Here is a 19,806-nt window from a genome sequence, read left to right as displayed (position 1 = left end):
CCCTTCGGCAACGCGACGTTCGATCAGACGATCCGAACCACCTTCGGCAACGCGACGTTCGATCAGACGATCCGAACCGCCTTCGGCCACACGGCTTTCGATCAGTTTGTCCGAGCCGCGTTCAGCGATCATGGTGTGGGCCGGGGTAGCGGCGAAAGCATTGATAGCGAAGACCGAGAAAGCGATGCCGAGAAGAGTCTGGCGTTTCATGATGGTGTGCTCCGGGGTGTTGTTGGTTGGTATGGAGCCGATGTTACGCCGGAGATTTTTTATGAGAACTTCATTGCCGTGATGGTGAACATCGACAGCAATGATGGTTGATGTAGGAGCTGCCGCAGGCTGCGATCTTTTGATCTTGATCTTTGAAAGCGTCAAAAGATCGTCCGATCGCGGCCCGAGCCTTCGGCAGCTCCTACAGGGGAATGTTACAAGACTTTGACGGCGCGCCCGATCGCCTGAATCGGCCCGGTCGGTTTGCCGATTGGCGAGCCATTGGCGCCTTCCAGCGTCAGCTCGAACAACTGGTTGGGCTGCAGCGGCGGCAGCTTGTCCAGCGGTACCGACAAGGCTTGCCCGGGTTTGACCAACCCCAGCGACACCGGCCCCTGCCAGCCGTCAGCCTTGGTCCAGAACTCCAGCGCCTTGTCGGCCGGCACTTCGACCACACCGAGCGGAATCAGCTGAATCTCGCGAGAGTTGCTGGCCTGAATCACCCAGCCCGGGGCTTTATCCTGCGGCGCGACCAGCACCACCAGATAACTCGGTTTCGGTGTGGTCTGGGTCAGCAGGATCGAGCCCAAAATCAATGTGGCGGCCAGTCCGGCCGCACTCAAACCGCGCCAGAGCGGCAGCAGGTTCCACCATGAAGTTGAAGGTGCTTGTCGCGTCAGGCGCCCGACACTGCGTTCAATGCGCTGCCACAACTGCGCCGACGGTTGTTGCGGTTCAGCCATATCCGTCAGCTCCAGCAGACGCCGTTCCCAGGCATCTACCGCTGCACGCAATTCGGGATCATTGGGCAAACGTCGTTGCACCTCGATCCGCTGCTCAAAAGAAAGCGTACCGAGCACATATTCGCCGGCCAGTTCATCGCGGTCTTGCGCTGATTCGCTGGTCATCCCATGCACTCCCGCAAGGCGTTGAGGCTGCGTTTGATCCACGCTTTGACGGTGCCCAGCGGCGTGTCGAGGCGCGCGGCAATTTGCGCGTGGCTGTAACCGTCGACATAGGCATGCAGGATGCAGTGGCGGCGTTGTGGCTCCAGTTGCTCAAGGCAACGGTGGATACGCGTCGAATGAGCGTGGGCATCGAAGCCGTCATCGTCCGTAGCCACTTCGTGAGCTTCGTCGAATGACGTTTCCCGGCCGTGATCACGCAACAGGTTCAGGGCCAGATGCCGGGTCACGCTGAACATCCAGCCACGCGCCGAACCGCGCGCCGGGTCAAACCCCGCCGCGCCGTTCCAGATCTTGATAAACGCCTCATGGACAACGTCCTCCGCCAGCGCCGTGTCACGCACCAGCCGCTTGGCCACGCCGAGCAGGCGCGGGCCTTCCTGCACATACAAATCGCGCAGGGCCGCGCGCTCGCCACGGGCACAGGCAGCGAGACGGGCTTCGTAATCGAAAGCGGATTCGGCTAAAGGCATGGCGTGCAATCTAGCTCACATTCCCCAAACATCCAGAACACATTGTCCACTGTGGGAGGGAGCTAGCTCGCGAAGGCGGCCGGTCAGAGAAGACTGTGTGGACTGACACTCCGCCTTCGCGAGTAAGCTCGCTCCCACAGGGTTTATCAGTGGTGCCAGGAATCAGTTCGCCGCCCAGAAAATGTAGTCGGCCTGATACTTCACCACTTCCTGCTTGCCCTTGTTCGCCGCTGTGCATTCGCTGCCCGGCGCCACGCCGCCCTTGAGCGCGACGCGCTGGATGTAACTCACGCCGCTCATCGCGCCTTTGCCCTCGGCCGGATTGGCCTTGACCAGTTGATAGGGCAGGTTGCCCGGAGTCGACGGCGCCACGGCCAATTGCGTTCCGGTGACTTTCGAACCGTCCTTGGCCTGCCAGGTGGCCGGTGGGCCAAAGTAGGTGCCGACCTGTTTGCCACTGCGATCATTGAGCACCGCTTTCGGGCCGACGAACGTCCACTCGGTCTGCCCGGCCGCGTTGGGCTTGTCGCGGCACTCGTAGGTGATCTCGCCGACGCCGGTGGTTTCCATCGCGATCTTGTGGCCATCCGGGACTTTGATCGCGTCGGGATAGCTGCTTTGGGCAAAAGTCGTTGAGGACAGGGCGAGCAAACCGGTGAGGCCAATCAGCTGGGTGATGTTCATCAGTGTTATCTCCGAAAAAGGGTAGACCGCTGACAGCCGAAGAGGGCTGTTACAGGGACTACCCGTGGCGGAGGCGTTTGGATGCAGTGCCCATGAAAAATATTTCAATGACCCACCCCATTCCCTTGTAGGAGTGAGCCTGCTCGCGATGGCGGTGGATCAGTCAAAACTTATGTCACTGGGATACCGCTATCGCGAGCTGGCTCACTCCTACAGGGATTTGTGTCGGGCTTTAGGCCGGAGGCTTTCAGGAGTTCCTGGGTATAGGGATGTTGCGGGGCGGCAAAGATTTCCCGCGACGAACCCTGCTCCACCACCTTGCCATCCTTGATCACCATCAAGTCATGCGCCAGCGCGTGCACCACCGCCAGATCATGGCTGATGAACAAATAGGTCAGCCCATGCCTGATCTGCAATTGCCGCAACAACTCCACCACTTGCTTCTGCACCGTACGATCCAGCGCCGATGTCGGCTCATCCAGCAGAATCAGCGCCGGTTCCAGCACCAATGCGCGGGCGATGGAGATGCGCTGGCGCTGGCCACCGGAAAATTCGTGGGGATAGCGATGCCGGCTCTGCGGGTCGAGACCGACTTCCTCCAGCACACGAATCACTGCCGCCTCACGCTCGGCTTCAGTGCCGATGCCATGGGTCAGCAACCCTTCGGCGATGATCTGCTGCACCGACATCCGTGGGCTGAGGCTGCCGAACGGATCCTGAAACACCACCTGAATCTGCCGCCGCAACGGTCGCATCAAGCGTTGATTGAGCAGGCTCAGTTGCTTGTTGCCGAAGCGGATATTGCCCTCTGATTCGACCAGCCGCAGGATCGCTTGGCCCAGGGTCGATTTTCCTGAACCGGACTCGCCGACAATCCCCAAAGTCTTGCCGCGCTGGAGGGTGAAACTGACCCCATCCACCGCTTTGATGTAATCCTGCTGGCGACTGAACAGCGCTTTCGGTAATGGAAACCAGACCTTCAAATCATCGACTTCGAGCAGGTTGTGATCGTACTCACTGGGCACCGGCGCACCGCTCGGTTCCGCCTCGATCAACAAACGGCTGTAGGGATGCTGCGGCGCACCAAACAGCGCTTCGCAATCCGCCTGCTCTACGATTTCACCATGGCGCATCACGCACACCCGTTGCGCGATGCGCCGCACCAGATTGAGGTCATGGCTGATCAGCAACAGCGACATGCCGAGGCGTTGCTGCAACTCGATCAACAGCTCGAGAATCTTCTGCTGCACCGTGACATCCAGTGCCGTGGTCGGCTCATCGGCGATCAACAGTTCCGGTTCGTTGGCCAACGCCATGGCGATCATCACCCGTTGCCGCTGCCCACCGGAGAGTTGATGCGGATAGGCTTTCAAACGCTGCAACGGCTGGCGAATGCCGACCAGTTCCAGCAGCTCCAACGTCCGCTCACGTGCAGCGCGGCCCTTCAAACCCTTGTGAATCTCCAACACCTCGCTGACCTGCTTTTCCACCGTGTGCAGCGGGTTCAGCGAGGTCATTGGCTCCTGGAAAATCATTGCGATGCGGTTGCCGCGCAAACCGCGCATCTGCTGCTCGCTGGCATGCAATAAATCAACACCGTTGTAGCGGATCGCGCCGCTGCTAATGACGTTCTTGCCCGGCAACAAACGCAGAATCGAATGCGCGGTCACCGATTTGCCCGAGCCGGATTCACCGACCAGCGCCAGGCATTCGCCACGACGAATATCGAGGTTCAAACCGTGCACCACTTCTTGTCCGGCGAAGGCCACCCGCAGATCGCGAATTTCAATCAGGTTGTCGTTCATGTCAGCTCCGGGGATCAAACGCATCACGGCAAGCCTCACCGATGAAAACCAACAAAGACAAAATCAGCGCCAAGGCAAAAAACGCCGTCAGCCCCAGCCAAGGTGCTTGCAGATTGCGCTTGGCCTGACCGATCAATTCGCCGAGGGATGCAGTACCCGCCGGCATGCCGAAGCCAAGAAAATCCAGTGCAGTTAGCGTCGCAATCGCACCAGTCAGAATGAACGGCAGGTAGGTGAGGGTGGAGGTCATCGCGTTGGGCAGGATGTGCCGGCACATCAGCTCGTTGTCGGTCAGGCCCAGTGCCCGAGCGGCTTTGACGTATTCGAGATTGCGCCCCCGCAGAAACTCGGCACGCACCACATCAACCAGCGCCAGCCAGGAAAACAGCGCCATGATCCCCAGCAGCCACCAGAAACTCGGCGAGACGAACCCGGACAAAATGATCAGCAGGTACAGCACCGGCAACCCCGACCAGATCTCCAGCACCCGTTGCCCGAGCAAGTCGACCCAACCGCCGTAATAACCCTGCAACGCCCCGGCAACGATGCCGATCAACGCACTGATGCCAGTGAGGATCAGCGCAAACAGAATCGAAATCCGCGTGCCGAAAATCACCCGCGCCAGCACATCACGCGCCTGATCATCGGTGCCCAGCCAATTGCTCGATGACGGCGGACTCGGCGCCGGTTCGCTAAGGTCGTAATTGACCGTGTCGTAACTGAACGGGATCGGCGGAAACAGCATCCAGCCGCCCTGATCCTCGATCAGTTTATGCACGTAGCTGCTGGCGTAATCCGGCTGAAACGGCAGTTCACCGCCGAAATCGGTTTCCAGGTAATCGCTGAGGATCGGAAAGTAAAACGCGTCGTGATAACGGATCACCAACGGCTTGTCGTTGGCGATCAGTTCACCGCCCAGACAAATCAGACACAGTCCGATAAACAGCCACAACGACCAGCGTCCGCGCCGATTGGCCTTGAACTGCGCCACGCGGCGCTGACCGAGGGGAGAAAGTGTGAACATCAGGCAGTCCTCGCCGAGAAGTCGATGCGAGGGTCGAGCAGGGTGTAGCAGAGATCGCCGATCAGCTTGATCAACAGGCCGAACAGAGTGAACAGAAACAGCGCACCGAACACCACCGGGTAATCCCGCGACACTGCCGCTTCGTAGCTCATGCGCCCGAGGCCGTCGAGGTTGAAGATGGTTTCGATCAGCAGGGAGCCGGCGAAAAACACTTCGATCAGCGCCGACGGCACACCGGCCACCACCAACAGCATGGCGTTGCGAAACACGTGGCCGTAGAGCACGCGGCGCTCGGTCAGACCCTTGGCCCGGGCGGTGATCACGTACTGGCGGCTGATCTCGTTGAGGAAGCTGTTTTTGGTCAGGATCGTCAGCGTGGCGAACCCGCCGATCACCAACGCTGTCACTGGCAATACCAGGTGCCAGAGGTAGTCGCCAACCTTGCCCAGTGTGCTCAGGCTGGCAAAGTTATCCGAGACCAGCCCTTGCACCGGAAACCAGTTGACGTAGCTGCCACCGGCAAACACCACGATCAACAGGATCGCGAAAAGGAACGCCGGCATCGCATAGCCGATGATGATCGCCGTGCTGCTCCAGACATCGAAAGCACTGCCGTTCTTGATCGCTTTGCGAATGCCCAGCGGAATGGAAATCAGGTAAGTGATCAACGTCGCCCACAAGCCCAGCGACAGCGATACCGGCAACTTCTGCGCAATCAGATCGGTGACCTTGGCGCCGCGGAAGAAGCTGCTGCCCAGATCCAGCTGCGCATAGTTTTTCAGCATCAGCCACAGGCGTTCGTGCAGCGGTTTGTCGAAACCGTAATGGTGTTTGATCTCCTCGATCAGCGCCGGATCGAGGCCACGGCTGCTGCGCCCGGCGCCGCCAATTGCAGCAACCTCGCCACCGCCGCCCATGCTGTGCCCGCCGAAACCTTGCAGGCGGGCAATGGCTTGCTCCACCGGCCCGCCCGGCGCGGCCTGCACAATCAGAAAATTCACCACCAGAATGCACAACAGCGTCGGGATGATCAGCAGCAAACGTCGACTCAGATAACGCAGCATGTCACTGACCCCCCGCGAGCTGAGTGTGCATCTGCTGGGTGGTCAACGCCTTGGCCGATACCTCCCACCAGGTGTTGAGGCCTTCGTCGTACGCCGGTTGCACCGGCGGCATGCCGAAGCGGTTCTGATACACCGTCGGCGTGCCTTTGGAGTAATAGTTGGGAATCATGTAGTAACCCCATTGCAGCACCCGGTCGAGGGCGCGGGCGTAATGCACCATGGCTTCGCGAGTGTTGGCCTGGACCAGCCCGTCGATCAGTTGATCGACCGCCGGATTGGCCAGCACCATCGAGTTGGAACTGCCGACTTGCGTGGCACTTTGCGAGGCGTACAGGCTGTACAACTCGCGGCCAGGGGAGACGATCGGATCGCCGCTACGGGGGAAACTGGTGACGATCATGTCGTAGTCGCGGGCGTTGAGGCGGTTGACGTATTGCGCCGAATCGATGCGCCGCAGATTGAGGGTGATGCCGATCTGCGCGAGGGTGCGTTTGAACGGCAGCAGCATGCGATCGAAACCGCCCTGACCGTCGAGGAAGGTGAACTCCAGCGGCTCGCCGGCAGCGTTGACCAGACGATTGTGTTGCGGTGTCCAGCCGGCCTCGGCAAGCAGCTTCAGCGCTTGCAGTTGTTTGTCGCGGATGTAGCCGCTGCCATCGGTTTTCGGCGCCTGATAAACCTCGGTGAAGACCTCGTCGGGAATCTGCCCACGCAGCGGTTCGAGGATCTTCAATTCTTCGGCGTCGGGCAGGGCGGTGGCGGCCATTTCGCTCTTCGGCCAAAAGCTGTTCTGGCGCACGTAGAAGCCGCGCATCATCTGTTTGTTGGTCCACTCGAAATCCCACAACAGGCTGATCGCCTGACGCACGCGGCGATCCTGGAAGATCGGGTTTTGCAGATTGAACACAAAGCCCTGCGCCGCCGTCGGTTTCTCCGGCGCCAGAATCGACTGCTGCAAGCGACCGTCGCGCAACGCCGGGCTGTCGTAGCCGACCACGTAACCGGACGAGGAGAACTCGCGGTTGTAGTCGAACGCGCCGGCCTGCAACAGTTGCCGGGCGACGTCGGTGTCGCCGTAGAAATTTACTGTGAGGGTGTCGAAGTTGTACATGCCGCGACTGACCGGCAGGTCTTTGCCCCACCAGTCCGGGTCTCGTTGGAAGCTGATGCTGCGTCCGGCGTCGACCTTGCTCACCCGGTACGGGCCGCTGCCCAGCGGTGGCTCGAAGCCGCCGCCATTGGCGAAGTCGCGGGTTTTCCACCAATGCTCGGGGACAATGCGCATCGTCGCCAGATCCAGTGCGAGGGTGCGATTGAGGTTGTTCTTGAAGGTGAAACGTACCTGTCGTGGGCCTTCGATCAGCACGTCCTGCACGTCGGCGTATTGCTGGCGGTAGCTCAGGCTGCCCTTGGTCATCAGCAGGTTGAAGGTGTAGCGCACGTCTTCGGCGGTGATCGGTGTGCCGTCGGCGAAACGTGCCTTTGGATTGAGGGTGAAGCGCACCCACAAGCCTTCGGGGTCGCGTTCGATCTGCTGCGCGACCAGTGCGTAAACGGTGTAGGGCTCGTCGAGCGAACGGAACGCCAATGGCGAGTACACCCAGTCGTTGACTTGCACCACGGAGATGCCCTGATCGGCATACGGGCTGATGTAGTTGTACTGGCCGATCTCCATCGACGCACGGCTGAGCGAACCGCCCTTGGGCGCCTTGGGATCGACGAAATCGAAGTGCTGGAAGTTCGCCGGATACTTCGGCGCCTCGCCGTACACCGTCAGCGCATAACTGCCAGCGGCCAGCGCCGAGGTGCCGTTGCACAGCAGCGCACTGCCCAACAGCAGGCCCGCCATGTTGCGCAAAAAACTCATGAAATCACTCCTCGAATCCTGAATGCACACAGATCAAAACTGTAGGAGTGAGCCTGCTCGCGATGAGGCCAAGTCAGACCCTGCAAGGTTGACTGAAAAAACGCTATCGCGAGCAGGCTCACTCCTACAGGGGGTGTGGTGCTCTCAGTTAGAAGTGGTAAGTCATGCGCGCAAACAAGGTGCGGCCCAACGGGTCGGTGTAGCGCGGGTCATAGCCGCTCTGGAAGTTGTAGGCCTGGTTGGAGAACGGTGGATTGCGGTCGAACACGTTCTTCATCCCGGCATCGACATCCAGCACCTTGTTGAAGGTGTAGCCGGCCGACAGGTCCCACACCGAATACGACGCCACGCGCGCGTGGGTGTCGCGGTCGTAGTCGTTGTAACCCGTGGTGAAGCGGTTGGTCAGCGCCGCCCGCGCCGCGCCGAAGGTCCAGCTGCCGGTGAGGTTGTGCTTCCAGCGCGCGATCACGCCGTCACCCCGGAAGTCGCCAACCTTGTCGGTGAACGGGCCTTTGATGGTGCTCTGGAAGTCGTACTCGTCGACATAAGTGCCTTGCAGCCCCAAGCCAAACTGACCGTACGGCGTGTTCGGGAAGCGGTAATCCAGCGACACATCGACACCGTTGGTTTCGACGATGCCGAGGTTGGCGTTGCCGGTGACGATGTAGTTGAGCGTGCCATCGGCGTTGCGCACGAAGCGATCCGGGTAGGAGCCGGCCTGATCAAACACGGTGGATTCCGGGAACGGCTGGATCTGGTTGGAGATGTGAATCCACCAGAAATCCAGACCCACCGACAGGTTGTTGATCGGCTGATAGACGAAGCCCAGGGTCACGTTGCGCGCCTTCTCCGGGGCCAGATCTTCGTTGCCGCCGATCTGGTTGAGGAACTGCTGACCGCAATCACGCCCGCCATTGCCGCCCGGCTGTACGACGCCGCCGGTACACAGCACCGGGTCGTTGTAGAAGCCCTGAGTGAAGGTGATGCTGCGTGGCGAATACAGCTCGTACAGCGACGGCGCACGGAAACCTTCACTGTAGGCGCCGCGCACCACCAGCTCCTTCAGCGGCTGATAACGGAACGAGTATTTCGGGTTGGTGGTGCTGCCGAAGTCGCTGTATTTGTCGTGACGCACGGCGGCGGACAGTTCGAGGCTGTCGAGCACCGGCACGTTGATTTCCGCGTAGGCGGCTTTGACGCTGCGGTCGCCCTCGACACTGCCGTTGGGGTCGATGCCGAGGCTCTGGATGTCGCCGGCAAACGACTCGAAGTCCTGATGGAATTTCTCTTTGCGGTACTCGCCACCCAACGCCAGACCGGAAGGGCCAGCACCGAACCAGTCGCCGATCTCGCGGCTGATGCGTCCGTCAAAACCGGCCACGCGACCGACTGCGGTCGAGTAAGCGCCGTGGTACGCCGCGTCGTCGATGTACTGCTGACCGGCTGCCGACTGCGGGCCAAACGGGTTGAGCAAACCGCTGGCCAGACCGGCGATCATCGCCTGATCGCTGACATAACCGCTGGTGACGCTGGAAACGATTTTGTTCTGGTTGTACGAGGCACCGACGTTGTAATCCCAGCCGCCGACCAAGCCATCAAAACTGAGCAAGAAGCGCTGGCTGGTGTTCTGGTCTTTCGATTCGCGTGGGCCGGCCGCGGTTTCACGCCAGTTCACATCGACCGGTTGGGTCGGGTCGAGGGCGAAACCGGTCGGCGCCGGGGTGATGCCGTTGCCGGGGTAGTAGGGCGACGAGCCGTCGAGGCTCAGGCCGGTCAACGGCGCAGGACCGACTGCCGTGGCGTTGTTGTTGCGCGACCAGAAGTACTCGAGGTTGACGTTGTGGTCGTCGCCGAGCTTGCCGGTGGTCTTGCCGAAGAACGAGGTCTTCTCGGTCTGTGGCACCAGGTCGATGAATTCACGGGTGCTGAAGCGGCACAAACCGTCGCGGGCGATCAGGTTGGGGCCGTTGCAATTGCTGTTAGCCAGCGGGTTGGTGGCGTTGCCGTTCTGGCTGTAGTTGCCGGGGAACGCGGTGCCGGAGGTCTGATCGAGACCGCGACCGGGGGCGTAGTCGGTGGCGAAGGAGCGGTCGTTGGCGTCGAGGTTCTGCTGCTTGTTGTAGTTGAACACGCCGAGGACGTTGAAGCGGTCTTCCTCCAGGTCGCCGTAGCCCCAACTGGCGCTCATGTCCTTGGTCGCACCGCCGCCGCTGTGGGTCGGGGTTTCGCCGCCGAGGGTCAACTGGCCGTCGGTCAGGGATTTCTTGGTGATGAAGTTGATCACGCCGCCGATGGCGTCGGTGCCGTACAGGGCCGAGGCGCCGTCGCGCAGCACTTCGACGCGCTCGATGGCGGCAAACGGGATCATGTTCAGATCCACCGCGCCGCCGGCCGAGTTGGTCCCCGACAAGGCATTGTTGGCCAGGCGTCGACCGTTGAGCAGGACCAGCGTCTTGTTCGCGCCGATGCCGCGCATGTCAGCGAACGAGGCACCGCCAGTCGCCGCGCCGACCGAGCCTGCGCTGTTGTTGATCGACTGGCTGCCAGTGATGCGCTGCACCAGTTCGGCGGTGGTGGTCACGCCCTGTTTGCGCAGCTCATCGGCCTTGAGAATGGTGATCGGCACCGCCGTTTCCGCATCGACCCGGCGAATCGCCGAACCGGTCACTTCCACCCGTTGCAGTTGCGTGGTCGGCGCCACCACGGCCGCCGCAGCGGGCACGGCACCGTTGTCGTCCTCGGCCGCTTGCACGGTGCCGGCGCCCATCCCCATGGCCACCAGATACAACGGAACAAAACGGTGACGAGAAATCGTTGCCACCAAGGGTTTGAGCGTGAAGCGTGGACTGTTCATCAGCATGGTTATTTCCGACTTTTCAGACGTTATCGAATTGGCCTTGTGAGCCCCTCATTGCTCCGCTTTCGGTGATACCGCGTGCGGAAAACCACTTTCTTCAAGCAAGCCGATCCCCTCCGAAGACGCGTGGCGTTTTTTCGGTCGGCTGATTGCGACGGGAGTCAGCGAACGGTGGCGGGCGTGTCCCTCAATGCGCGCCCGCCACCGCACTCAATGGGTGGTCATCACCGAAATTTTGGTAATGCCCGAGCGTTCGATCGACGCCATGGCCTTGGCCACCTGGCCGTAATTCACGGCGGAGTCGGCCTGCAGCTGCACACGCACTTCGGCGTCCTTGGCCTTGACCTCCTTGAGGCTGGCTTCCAGCGATTCCGGGGCCAGTTCGGTCTTGGCCAGATAAAACTTGCCGTCCTGATCGACGCTGACCACCACAGGATCCTTTTTCTCGGCGGGGGCGACGGCGTCGGTTTTCGGCAGGTTGACCTTGATCGCGTTGGTCATCAGCGGTGCGGTAACGATGAACACCACCAGCAGCACGAGCATCACGTCGACCAGTGGTGTGACGTTCATTTCGCTGAGCACTTCATCGCTGTCTTGAGTGGAGAACGACATCAGCTGGCCTCCCGCACGGCGGCTGTGGTTTTGCTGGCGATGGCCTGACGGCTGATGGAAAACGCACTGCGCGAGGCGAGGGCGTCGAAGTCGTGGGCGAAGTCATCCATGTCTGCCGAGGCCAGTTTCAAGCGACGCAGGAAGAAGTTGTAAATCAGCACCGCCGGCACGGCGACAGCGATGCCGACGCCAGTGGCGATCAACGCGTGACCGATCGGCCCGGCGACCGCTTCAAGGCTGGCCGAGCCGGTTTCGCCGATGCTTTTCAGCGCTTCCATGATTCCCCACACGGTGCCGAACAAACCAATGAACGGCGCGGTGCTGCCGATACTGGCGAGGATTGCCTGGCCGTTTTCCAGCGAGCGGCGCTCCTTCTGAATCTGCTGGCGCAGGTTGCGCTCCAGGCGATCCGAACGGTTGATGGTGTGTGCCAGTTGTTGCGTGGTGCGCGGTGAATCTTCCACCAGCAGCGCCTCGAAACCACTGCTGGCGATGCGCGCCAGCGAGCCCGGATATTGGCTGGCGTGCTCGGCGGCGGTGAGCAGATCAGGCGCGCCCCAGAAGGCCTTGGTGAACTGCTTGTTCTGCGCTTTCTGCCGCAGGTACTGCGCCGACTTGACCAGCAGGATCGCCCAGCTGACCACGGAAAACAGCACCAGACCCCAGAGCACGCCGGGGACAATCATCGAAGACAAATCGTTCATGGTGATACCTCGCTTGCGTTATTCGGTTGTGCGTTGATTGAGCGTTCGGTTATTGCGGCAATTTGAAATCGATGGTCTGCGTGGCGAAGCCGTCGATCGGCGTATCACCGCGTTTGGCCGGAATAAATTTCCAGTTCTTCACCGCGGCGACAGCGGCGTCATCCAGTTGCGGCTTGCCGCTGGATTTGGTCACCGTCACCGAGCCGGCGCGACCGTTGGCAAGCACCTGAATGCGCAGCACTACGCTGCCTTCCCAGTTGCGCCGCAGTGCCAGCGACGGGTATTCCGGCGGCGGGTTGCCGAGGCTGGCGAGACCGGAAACGGCTGCCGATTCCTTGACTGGACCGGGCGCGGCGGCAGGGGCCGGCGGTGCGCTCGGGGTGGCCGGGGCAGCGGCTGCAGCCGGTTGTGCCGGGGCGGGTGGGGCTTTCGGCGGCTCGACCTTTTTCACCGGTTTCGGCTTCTCGACCGGTTTCGGTTTTTCGATCGGCTTGGGCTTCTCCAGTGGTTTCGGCGGTGGCTTGACCGCGTCTTCGTCTTCCACCGGTTGTTCAGGTTCCGGCGGCGGAGGAGGCGGTGGCGGTGGCGGCGGTTCCGGGGTGGGCGGTGCCGGTGGCGTCGGGCTGGTCAGCTCAACGGTCATTTCCGGAATCTGCGGCGGCGTTGGCAATGGCTCTGTTTTGGACTGCTGGAGAAACCACCAGGCGCAGCCATGTATCAGCGCCGACACAGCCACCAGTAACAGCATCTGCTGTTTATTCAGACCGCCGGGTTGCGAAGTGTTGGCTTTAAACGCCGGCCTGCCCGGTGGCGGCGGGACTGGCGCTTCCCGCAACGGCCCCGGCAGGGTTCTGTGCTTTACCGCATCGTTCATTAAAGCTCCCTCGGGTTGATGAAGGGCAATAAGGTGCCGTCCGAACATCCAGGGGATGTTCGAGTGGGTGGGTGCAACTTTCTTCAAGGTGTGCAGAAGCCGATAGTTGAACTATCCGGTTAACAAGGCTTGTGCAAACTTACTGGCTTAGCGCCATCGACTTCGAGTGTTCATTCGCCATTCCCTGGTGTTGTTCTATGTAGGAGCCTTCGGCAGCTCCTACAATTGATTACTCGAATTCTGTTTTGCAACGGCTGTGCCAGATGTTGCCGAAATGTAGAGCGGTTATTTCATGAGTGTTACCCATGTCGCATTTATATAAGTTTTACCCTTGTCGTGGTTTTTCCATGGCGCGCAGATTGCCGTTACTCCGGTCGAGGGAGCTTTTTCACAGGCGAGTCAGGCTGTGCGCCATATCACGCGGGTTGGCGGGATAGAGCGGCTGCGCGGCTGGCGGCCGAGGCACTTGCTGGTGCGCGGCGGACTGAATTGGTGCGGGTCAATGGTTTAGCGGCTCACGGGGCATGTTCCTTGTTGTTGTTTAAATGGAATCACTGTTTGAAGTATTGAATAGTGCAAACCCGTGGAGCAGTTTTGGTGCACTCGCAATGGCGCTGAAAGTTATTGTTCGACAATCCCGCTGTCGTCCAATGCACACTGCGTTTGTGCAATAACTGCCCGAGTCTTATTTAAAAAATAAATAGCACGCTGCCGTCGGCCAATAACTCATCGCCGAACGCAGTGCGCTGTCGAGGTGTCAGGTAATAAAGTAAGTGTGAAGGCAGCCGGGACTGTTCGGATGAACTCGGCGGCGAAAGGATAAATGCAAAGAGGCTGTGATGCGGCAGAGCGTTTGAAGATTCACGCGGTGAACTCCTTGTTGCCAGCTCGGATACGCGAACTTTTGGTTCGGTATCGCACCTTACAAGAACGCGGATAGCGTTCGATGATTGCTCTTGGTGCGGGATGGGCACCGCCAGCGCTGTTTTGCGAGGTTTGAATTCGCAAGTCGCGAGTGCATGGGAAAACCGTGCCAAAACCGATACACAGGCAGATTATTTCTACACCCACGCTACAGCCATCTACCCTGTGGCAATGGCCTTTTCGGGGGGGATTGGATATGTACCAGCTCTACGGGCACAGAAACTCGGGCGCGGCCGCCATCGAAGCGGCGCTGGAGCTGTGCCAGATCGCTTACCGCTTCATTGATATCGAAGCCAGCACTGAAGCCGCCGAGGCGCTGGCCCAGCTCAATCCACTCAAGCAGATACCGACCTTGCAACTGCCCGACGGCAGCGCTATCACCGAGAGCGCGGCAATCCTGATTCATCTGGGCCTGACGTTTCCCAAGTCCGGCCTGCTGCCAGCCAAGGCGAATGATCGTGATCAGGCGATTCGCGGTCTGGTCTACATCGTCAGCAACTGTTATGCGGCGATCGGCGTCATCGATTATCCGGAGCGCTGGCTGCTGATGCCCGACGAAGCCTCGCGGCAGAATCTGGTGGCCGGCGCGCGTGAGCGTTTGCACTGGAGTTGGGAGGTATTTGCCGACCAGTTTTCCGCCGAGTTGTATCTGGACGACGAAACCCCGGGGGCGCTGGATGTGCTCGCGGCAGTGGTGACGCGTTGGGCAGGCAGCCGCGAGCATTTGCGTCAGACGCGACCGGGGTTTTATGCGTGGTTGCAGCGAATTGACCGGCATCCGGTGCTGGCGCCGGTCTTCGCCCGGCATTGGCCGTCCTGACCGAGGTGATCGTTCCCACGCTTTGCGTGGTAACGCAGCCCGGGACGCTCTGCGTCCCAAAGCGTGACGCAGAGCGTCACAGGAGGCATTCCCACGCGGAGCGTGGGAACGATCATGAGGAGGACGGGGGTTATTCCCCGCGAATGTACTGCTCCAGCTGCTTGATCAGCTCCGCCTGTTCGGCAATCGCTTCCTTGACCAGGTCACCGATCGACAGCAAGCCGATCAACTTGCCGTTTTCTACCACCGGCAAGTGGCGCAGGCGTTTGTCCGACATGATGCCCAGACAGGTGTCGACGGTTTGATGGGTATCGACGGTGATCACGTTCGCCACCATGATGTCGCGCACCGGCGTGCCGACCGATGAGCGGCCATGCAACACCAGTTTGCGCGCGTAGTCGCGTTCGCTGATGATGCCGACCACTTTATCGTCTTCGACCACCAGCAAGGCGCCGACGTTTTTCTCGGCCATCTTCATCAGCGCTTCGAGCACCATGTGATCAGGTTTGATCTGGTGCACTTCCTGATTTTTCTGATCTTTGAGCTTGAGCAGTTGGGCGACGGTCTTCATGGCGGTTACTCAGGTGTTGTCGTTGTTATCCAAGCATCGTAGACGCAAGCGCGCAGGGCAAGGTGGCAAAGCGGCAGATAGCACGCAAAAAACGTCATTTGCCGGGTTTTTCCGTGGTTGGCGCCGATTTATCGTCAGGGTCATCCCACGCAATGCCGCGTAGAATGCCCTTCTGATTCAATTCCTGAGGTTGCAGTGGTGGATTTACCGCAGGGCTTCGTCCTGACCCGGCATTGGCGCGATACACCGGCCGGCACCGAAGTCGAGTTCTGGCTGGCGACCGACGCCGGGCCGCGCCGTGTGCGCTTGCCGCATCAGCCGTCGGTGGCGTTTATTCCTGCCGAGCAGCGTGCCGTGGCCGAACGCCTGCTGCACGACGAAAAGAATGTCGAACTGCGGCCCTTGGCCCTGCAGGATTTCGAACATCGTCCGGTGCTGGGTTTGTATTGCCAGCAACACGGCCAATTGATGCGCCTGGAAACCACGCTCAACCGCAACGGTGTCGACGTCTTCGAAGCTGACGTGCGTCCACCAGAACGCTATCTGATGGAGCGCTTTATCACCGCGCCGGTACGGTTCAGCGGCACGCCTGATGCCGACGGCGTATTGCTCAACGCCCAGCTCAAACCCGACCCCAAATATCGACCGACGCTAAGGCTGGTCTCGCTGGACATCGAAACCACCGAAACCGGCGAGTTGTACTCGATCGCCCTCGAAGGTTGCGGCGAACGTCAGGTGTACATGCTCGGTGCGCCGAATGGCGATGACAGCATCGTCGACTTCGACCTTGAATACTGCGACTCACGCACGATCATTCTGAAGAAACTCAACGACTGGTTCGCCCGTCACGATCCCGACGCGATCATTGGCTGGAACGTCGTGCAGTTCGATCTGCGCATCCTCCACGAACATGCGCGGCGCCTCGGTGTGCCGCTGAAGCTCGGCCGTGGCGGCGAAGAGATGCAATGGCGCGAACACGGCAGCCGCAATCACTACTTCGCCTCGGCGGCGGGGCGGCTGATCATCGACGGCATCGAATCCCTGCGTTCAGCGACCTGGAGCTTCCCTTCGTTCAGCCTGGAAAACGTTGCGCAGACCCTGCTCGGCGAAGGCAAAGCCATCGACAACCCGTACCAGCGCATGGACGAGATCAACCGCATGTTTGCCGAGGACAAACCGGCGCTGGCCAAGTACAACCTCAAGGATTGCGAACTGGTCACGCGGATCTTCGCCAAGACCGAGCTGCTGACCTTTTTGCTGGAGCGCGCCAGCGTCACTGGATTGCCGGCAGATCGCAGCGGCGGCTCGGTGGCCGCGTTCACTCATCTGTATATGCCGTTGATGCATCGACAGGGTTTTGTCGCGCCGAACCTCGGCACCAATCCGCCGCAGGCCAGCCCCGGCGGATTTGTCATGGACTCGCAACCGGGCCTTTATGAGTCGGTGCTGGTGCTCGATTACAAGAGCCTTTATCCATCGATCATCCGCACCTTTCTGATCGACCCGGTAGGCCTGATCGAAGGCTTGCAGCACCCGGACGATACCGACTCGGTACCAGGCTTCCGTGGTGCCCGATTCTCGCGCACCCGGCACTGCCTGCCGTCGATCGTCTCGCGGGTTGCCGAGGGCCGCGAGACCGCCAAGCGCGAGCACAACGCACCACTGTCGCAAGCGCTGAAAATCATCATGAACGCCTTCTACGGCGTGCTCGGCTCCAGCGGTTGCCGCTTCTTCGATACGCGGCTGGCGTCATCGATCACCCTGCGCGGTCACGAAATCATGCTGCGCACGCGCAAGCTGATCGAAGAGCAGGGCCACGCGGTGATCTATGGCGACACCGACTCGACTTTCGTCTGGCTGCGTCGCCCGCACGGACAGGAAGAGGCGGCGAATATCGGTCATGCGCTGGTCAAGCACGTCAACGACTGGTGGCGCGCGCATGTACGTGATGAATATGGCCTGGAAAGCGCCCTCGAACTGCAATTCGAAATTCACTACAAACGCTTTCTGATGCCGACCATCCGCGGCGCGGAGGAGGGCAGCAAAAAGCGTTATGCCGGCCTCGTCACCCGCGCCGATGGCAGCGATGAAATGGTCTACAAAGGCCTGGAGACCGTGCGCACCGACTGGTCGCTGCTGGCCCGGCAATTTCAGCAGGAGCTCTACGAGCGGATCTTCCAGCGCAAGCCCTATCAGGATTATGTGCGCGACTACGTGCGCAAAACCCTCGCCGGGGAATTCGATGATCGCCTGGTCTACCGCAAACGCCTGCGCCGCACTCTCGACGATTACGAGCGCAACGTGCCGCCCCACGTGCGCGCCGCACGGCTGGCCGACGATTACAACGCGCAACACGGGCGCCCACGGCAATACCAGAATGGCGGCTGGATCAGTTACGTCATCACCCTGGCAGGTCCGGAGCCTTTGGAAGTGCGCCGCGCAGCCATCGACTACGACCACTACATCACCCGCCAACTGCAACCGGTGGCGGATGCGATTCTGCCATTTGTCGACGACGATTTCTCAACCCTGATCGGTGGGCAACTGGGCCTGTTTTGAGTCGAGCAGTTGCAGCGTCCATTCATCGAGAATGCCGTGAAAGTAGCGTTCCAGCGCCTGACTGAACACGCTGTCTTCAGCGCAAAACTGAGCGAACAGCGTCATCGAGGAATGAAATTTCAGGTCATCGGGATGACCGAAAATCTCCGCGATCGAGCGCTGTTGAACCTTCAGCACTAGCTGCGTGCAAGTACGCAGCCGTGCGCCGAGCAACTCATGGGCCAGATAAGCCAGGGCTTCGTCGGCCGAACCGATAGCGAAGCGCCGGGACATTTCACTGCCGCCCAGGCCGGCGAACTGCGGAAAGACAAACCACATCCAGTGGCTGCGCTTGCGGCCCTCATCGAGCTCGCGTTGCACGCGCTCGAACACCGGGTCCTGAGCCTGGATAAAACGTTGCAGGTTGAACGGGTCGTACTGATCAGTGCTTCTCATCGCGAAGCCCTCGCCAGCCGCTGGCTCAAACCATGGCCAGCCGCTGCTTGCGTTGTGGCGCTTGAAACACCTGGTCCAGCGCCGCCAGATCCCCGGCCTCCAGTTGCAGTTGCGCGGCTTGTGCATTGAGTTGCACGTGTTCGGGTCGCACAGCCTTGGGAATCGCAATCACACCATCCTGACGCAGAATCCACGCCAGCGAAACCTGTGCGGGGGTTACGCCATGACGAGCGGCAATTTCATTCAGCACCGGTTCAGCCAGCATCGCGCCGCCCTGGCCGATCGGACAGTAGGCCATCAGCGGCAGGCGTTGGTGTTGGCACCACGGCAGCAGATCGAACTCGATGCCGCGCTCTTCGAGGTTGTAGAGCACCTGATTGGTCGCGCAGGCGGAACTGGAGAGTTCTTCGAGGTCCTCAACATCGAAGTTCGACACGCCCCAACGGCCGATCTTGCCATCCTCGCGCAGGCGTTCGAAGGCCTCGACGGTTTCTTCCAGCGGATACTGGCCACGCCAATGCAACAGATAGAGGTCGATGTAATCGGTATCGAGCCGCCGCAAACTGCGTTCGCAGGCTTGCGGGATACCTTTGCGGCTGGCGTTGTGCGGGTAGACCTTGCTCACCAGAAACACCTGATCGCGCAGGCCGGCAATCGCTTCGCCAACGACTGATTCGGCACCACCCTCGGCATACATTTCCGCCGTATCGATCAGGCTCATGCCCAGCTCGATCCCCGTGCGCAGCGCCGCCACTTCACGCTTGTGCGCCGAGCGGTCTTCGCCCATGCGCCAGGTGCCTTGGCCAATGATCGGAACCTGGACGCCGGCCAGTTCGAGGGTACGCATGCAAACCTCCTTGCTGAATGTGTCGATACCTTTTAGTGGGCAGCAGGATAGCTCAGGGGTTCCTTCATCTATCCGTACAAGTGCGCAAGAAGTTGCGCAGTGCTTTGCCTGTTTTCACCAGGGTAGGCCTCTGCAGGCCGCGTAGCTCGTGGCCTGCAGCCAAGTGCGCAACTTCTTGCACACCACTGCGCAAGAAGTTGCGCACTTTCCCTTGTTTTTCATTGGCTTAGCGACAGGAAAGAACGAGCTGATGCGCTCAAGGCCTTGATCTGTATGGGTTGCACAAAAGCTGGCATGAACTTTGATGGCGCATAGCCATCCTTTTCAGGCAATGGTGCCTGTGAGGTATGTCTTTTCAAGCAAGGAGAGCACCCCCATGGCAACACCAGCGTACATGTCCGTCACTGGCGAAAAACAAGGCCTGATCACTGCCGGCGCGTTCACCGCCGACTCCGTTGGCAACACCTTTCAGGAAGGCCACGAAGACCAGGTCATGGTTCAGGCTTTCAGC

The 19,806-nt window shown here is 60.3% G+C and carries 17 protein-coding genes and 1 pseudogene; 3 read left to right on the top strand and 15 right to left on the bottom strand.

The window, feature by feature from the left end; translation table 11 throughout:
* The 12 genes and pseudogenes from FGA82_RS20655 to FGA82_RS20600 all read right to left on the bottom strand — a co-directional run.
* A pseudogene (locus tag FGA82_RS20655) lies at positions 1–210 on the bottom strand (hypothetical protein); the annotation flags it as partial.
* Between the two features lie 215 nt (positions 211–425).
* Entirely contained in the window at positions 426–1,118 is a 693-nt protein-coding gene (locus tag FGA82_RS20650) for an anti-sigma factor (RefSeq protein ID WP_141128515.1), read from the bottom strand.
* Positions 1,115–1,648, bottom strand: coding sequence for a sigma-70 family RNA polymerase sigma factor (locus tag FGA82_RS20645; protein WP_141128514.1), 534 nt, complete (start codon positions 1,646–1,648; stop codon positions 1,115–1,117). The genes FGA82_RS20650 and FGA82_RS20645 overlap by 4 nt, the downstream gene beginning before the upstream one ends.
* Before the next feature lie 162 nt (positions 1,649–1,810).
* Positions 1,811–2,332 carry a DUF3455 domain-containing protein gene (locus FGA82_RS20640; RefSeq protein WP_141128513.1) on the bottom strand — a complete coding sequence of 174 codons (522 nt, stop codon included), beginning with the start codon at positions 2,330–2,332 and terminating at the stop codon, positions 1,811–1,813.
* Between the two features lie 170 nt (positions 2,333–2,502).
* Complete coding sequence (locus FGA82_RS20635; RefSeq protein WP_141128512.1) at positions 2,503–4,137, bottom strand: ABC transporter ATP-binding protein; 1,635 nt, start codon at positions 4,135–4,137, stop codon at positions 2,503–2,505.
* Position 4,138: 1 nt separating this feature from the next.
* The gene (locus tag FGA82_RS20630; RefSeq protein ID WP_077573741.1) at positions 4,139–5,161 is read right to left on the bottom strand and encodes an ABC transporter permease; all 1,023 of its coding nucleotides are present in this window, start codon (positions 5,159–5,161) and stop codon (positions 4,139–4,141) included.
* The gene (locus FGA82_RS20625) at positions 5,161–6,225 is read right to left on the bottom strand and encodes a microcin C ABC transporter permease YejB (RefSeq protein WP_141128511.1); all 1,065 of its coding nucleotides are present in this window, start codon (positions 6,223–6,225) and stop codon (positions 5,161–5,163) included. The genes FGA82_RS20630 and FGA82_RS20625 overlap by 1 nt, the downstream gene beginning before the upstream one ends.
* 1 nt (position 6,226) lies before the next feature.
* The gene (locus FGA82_RS20620) at positions 6,227–8,092 is read right to left on the bottom strand and encodes an extracellular solute-binding protein (protein ID WP_141128510.1); all 1,866 of its coding nucleotides are present in this window, start codon (positions 8,090–8,092) and stop codon (positions 6,227–6,229) included.
* A 148-nt stretch (positions 8,093–8,240) separates the two neighbouring features.
* Complete coding sequence (locus tag FGA82_RS20615; RefSeq protein ID WP_171057319.1) at positions 8,241–10,952, bottom strand: TonB-dependent receptor; 2,712 nt, start codon at positions 10,950–10,952, stop codon at positions 8,241–8,243.
* Between the two features lie 207 nt (positions 10,953–11,159).
* A complete protein-coding gene (locus FGA82_RS20610; protein WP_007918272.1) occupies positions 11,160–11,561 on the bottom strand; it encodes an ExbD/TolR family protein in 402 nt (133 codons plus the stop codon).
* Positions 11,561–12,247 carry a MotA/TolQ/ExbB proton channel family protein gene (locus FGA82_RS20605; RefSeq protein ID WP_371857975.1) on the bottom strand — a complete coding sequence of 229 codons (687 nt, stop codon included), beginning with the start codon at positions 12,245–12,247 and terminating at the stop codon, positions 11,561–11,563. Before FGA82_RS20605 ends, FGA82_RS20610 begins: the two co-directional genes overlap by 1 nt.
* Positions 12,248–12,314: 67 nt before the next feature.
* Complete coding sequence (locus FGA82_RS20600) at positions 12,315–13,139, bottom strand: energy transducer TonB (RefSeq protein ID WP_141128509.1); 825 nt, start codon at positions 13,137–13,139, stop codon at positions 12,315–12,317.
* A 1,120-nt stretch (positions 13,140–14,259) separates the two neighbouring features.
* Here FGA82_RS20600 and FGA82_RS20595 point away from each other — a divergent pair.
* Positions 14,260–14,883, top strand: a complete 624-nt coding sequence (locus FGA82_RS20595; RefSeq protein ID WP_108227249.1) for a glutathione S-transferase — start codon at positions 14,260–14,262, stop codon at positions 14,881–14,883.
* Positions 14,884–15,013: 130 nt separating this feature from the next.
* On the opposite strand, the gene FGA82_RS20585 is transcribed toward FGA82_RS20595, so the two are convergent.
* Positions 15,014–15,454, bottom strand: coding sequence for a CBS domain-containing protein (locus tag FGA82_RS20585; protein WP_008084932.1), 441 nt, complete (start codon positions 15,452–15,454; stop codon positions 15,014–15,016).
* A 198-nt stretch (positions 15,455–15,652) separates the two neighbouring features.
* Between FGA82_RS20585 and FGA82_RS20580 the strand changes: the two genes are divergently transcribed.
* Positions 15,653–18,013, top strand: coding sequence for a DNA polymerase II (locus FGA82_RS20580; RefSeq protein WP_171057318.1), 2,361 nt, complete (start codon positions 15,653–15,655; stop codon positions 18,011–18,013).
* Here the strand turns inward: FGA82_RS20580 and FGA82_RS20575 are convergent.
* Together FGA82_RS20575 and FGA82_RS20570 are read right to left on the bottom strand one after the other, a co-directional pair.
* Positions 17,978–18,448, bottom strand: a complete 471-nt coding sequence (locus tag FGA82_RS20575) for a DUF1810 domain-containing protein (RefSeq protein WP_141128506.1) — start codon at positions 18,446–18,448, stop codon at positions 17,978–17,980. The two genes, FGA82_RS20580 and FGA82_RS20575, sit on opposite strands and share 36 nt — an antisense overlap.
* A 25-nt stretch (positions 18,449–18,473) precedes the next feature.
* Positions 18,474–19,295: an aldo/keto reductase gene (locus FGA82_RS20570; RefSeq protein ID WP_141128505.1), complete on the bottom strand. Its 822-nt coding sequence runs from the start codon at positions 19,293–19,295 to the stop codon at positions 18,474–18,476.
* A gap of 376 nt (positions 19,296–19,671) precedes the next feature.
* Here FGA82_RS20570 and tssD point away from each other — a divergent pair.
* Positions 19,672–19,806 (top strand): type VI secretion system tube protein TssD (gene tssD, locus FGA82_RS20565; RefSeq protein WP_141128504.1); only part of this gene is annotated, 135 nt, incomplete at its 3' end.

The sequence above is a fragment of the Pseudomonas fluorescens genome, from assembly GCF_005938625.1.
GTDB classification, from domain to species: Bacteria; Pseudomonadota; Gammaproteobacteria; order Pseudomonadales; family Pseudomonadaceae; genus Aquipseudomonas; species Aquipseudomonas fluorescens_BD.
The sequence above is the reverse complement of the archived record's forward strand: the minus strand, read 5'-3'. Positions and strand labels throughout refer to the sequence as shown.

What these genes read in the sequence shown, in the direction of transcription:
- FGA82_RS20650 (WP_141128515.1), bottom strand. Translation starts at nt 1,118, where the DNA reads ATGACCAGCGAATCAGCGCAAGACCGCGATGAACTGGCCGGCGAATAT.
- FGA82_RS20645 (WP_141128514.1), bottom strand. Translation starts at nt 1,648, where the DNA reads ATGCCTTTAGCCGAATCCGCTTTCGATTACGAAGCCCGTCTCGCTGCC.
- FGA82_RS20640 (WP_141128513.1), bottom strand. Translation starts at nt 2,332, where the DNA reads ATGAACATCACCCAGCTGATTGGCCTCACCGGTTTGCTCGCCCTGTCC.
- FGA82_RS20635 (WP_141128512.1), bottom strand. Translation starts at nt 4,137, where the DNA reads ATGAACGACAACCTGATTGAAATTCGCGATCTGCGGGTGGCCTTCGCC.
- FGA82_RS20630 (WP_077573741.1), bottom strand. Translation starts at nt 5,161, where the DNA reads ATGTTCACACTTTCTCCCCTCGGTCAGCGCCGCGTGGCGCAGTTCAAG.
- FGA82_RS20625 (WP_141128511.1), bottom strand. Translation starts at nt 6,225, where the DNA reads ATGCTGCGTTATCTGAGTCGACGTTTGCTGCTGATCATCCCGACGCTG.
- FGA82_RS20620 (WP_141128510.1), bottom strand. Translation starts at nt 8,092, where the DNA reads ATGAGTTTTTTGCGCAACATGGCGGGCCTGCTGTTGGGCAGTGCGCTG.
- FGA82_RS20615 (WP_171057319.1), bottom strand. Translation starts at nt 10,952, where the DNA reads ATGCTGATGAACAGTCCACGCTTCACGCTCAAACCCTTGGTGGCAACG.
- FGA82_RS20610 (WP_007918272.1), bottom strand. Translation starts at nt 11,561, where the DNA reads ATGTCGTTCTCCACTCAAGACAGCGATGAAGTGCTCAGCGAAATGAAC.
- FGA82_RS20605 (WP_371857975.1), bottom strand. Translation starts at nt 12,247, where the DNA reads ATGATTGTCCCCGGCGTGCTCTGGGGTCTGGTGCTGTTTTCCGTGGTC.
- FGA82_RS20600 (WP_141128509.1), bottom strand. Translation starts at nt 13,139, where the DNA reads ATGAACGATGCGGTAAAGCACAGAACCCTGCCGGGGCCGTTGCGGGAA.
- FGA82_RS20595 (WP_108227249.1), top strand. Translation starts at nt 14,260, where the DNA reads ATGTACCAGCTCTACGGGCACAGAAACTCGGGCGCGGCCGCCATCGAA.
- FGA82_RS20585 (WP_008084932.1), bottom strand. Translation starts at nt 15,454, where the DNA reads ATGAAGACCGTCGCCCAACTGCTCAAGCTCAAAGATCAGAAAAATCAG.
- FGA82_RS20575 (WP_141128506.1), bottom strand. Translation starts at nt 18,448, where the DNA reads ATGAGAAGCACTGATCAGTACGACCCGTTCAACCTGCAACGTTTTATC.
- FGA82_RS20570 (WP_141128505.1), bottom strand. Translation starts at nt 19,295, where the DNA reads ATGCGTACCCTCGAACTGGCCGGCGTCCAGGTTCCGATCATTGGCCAA.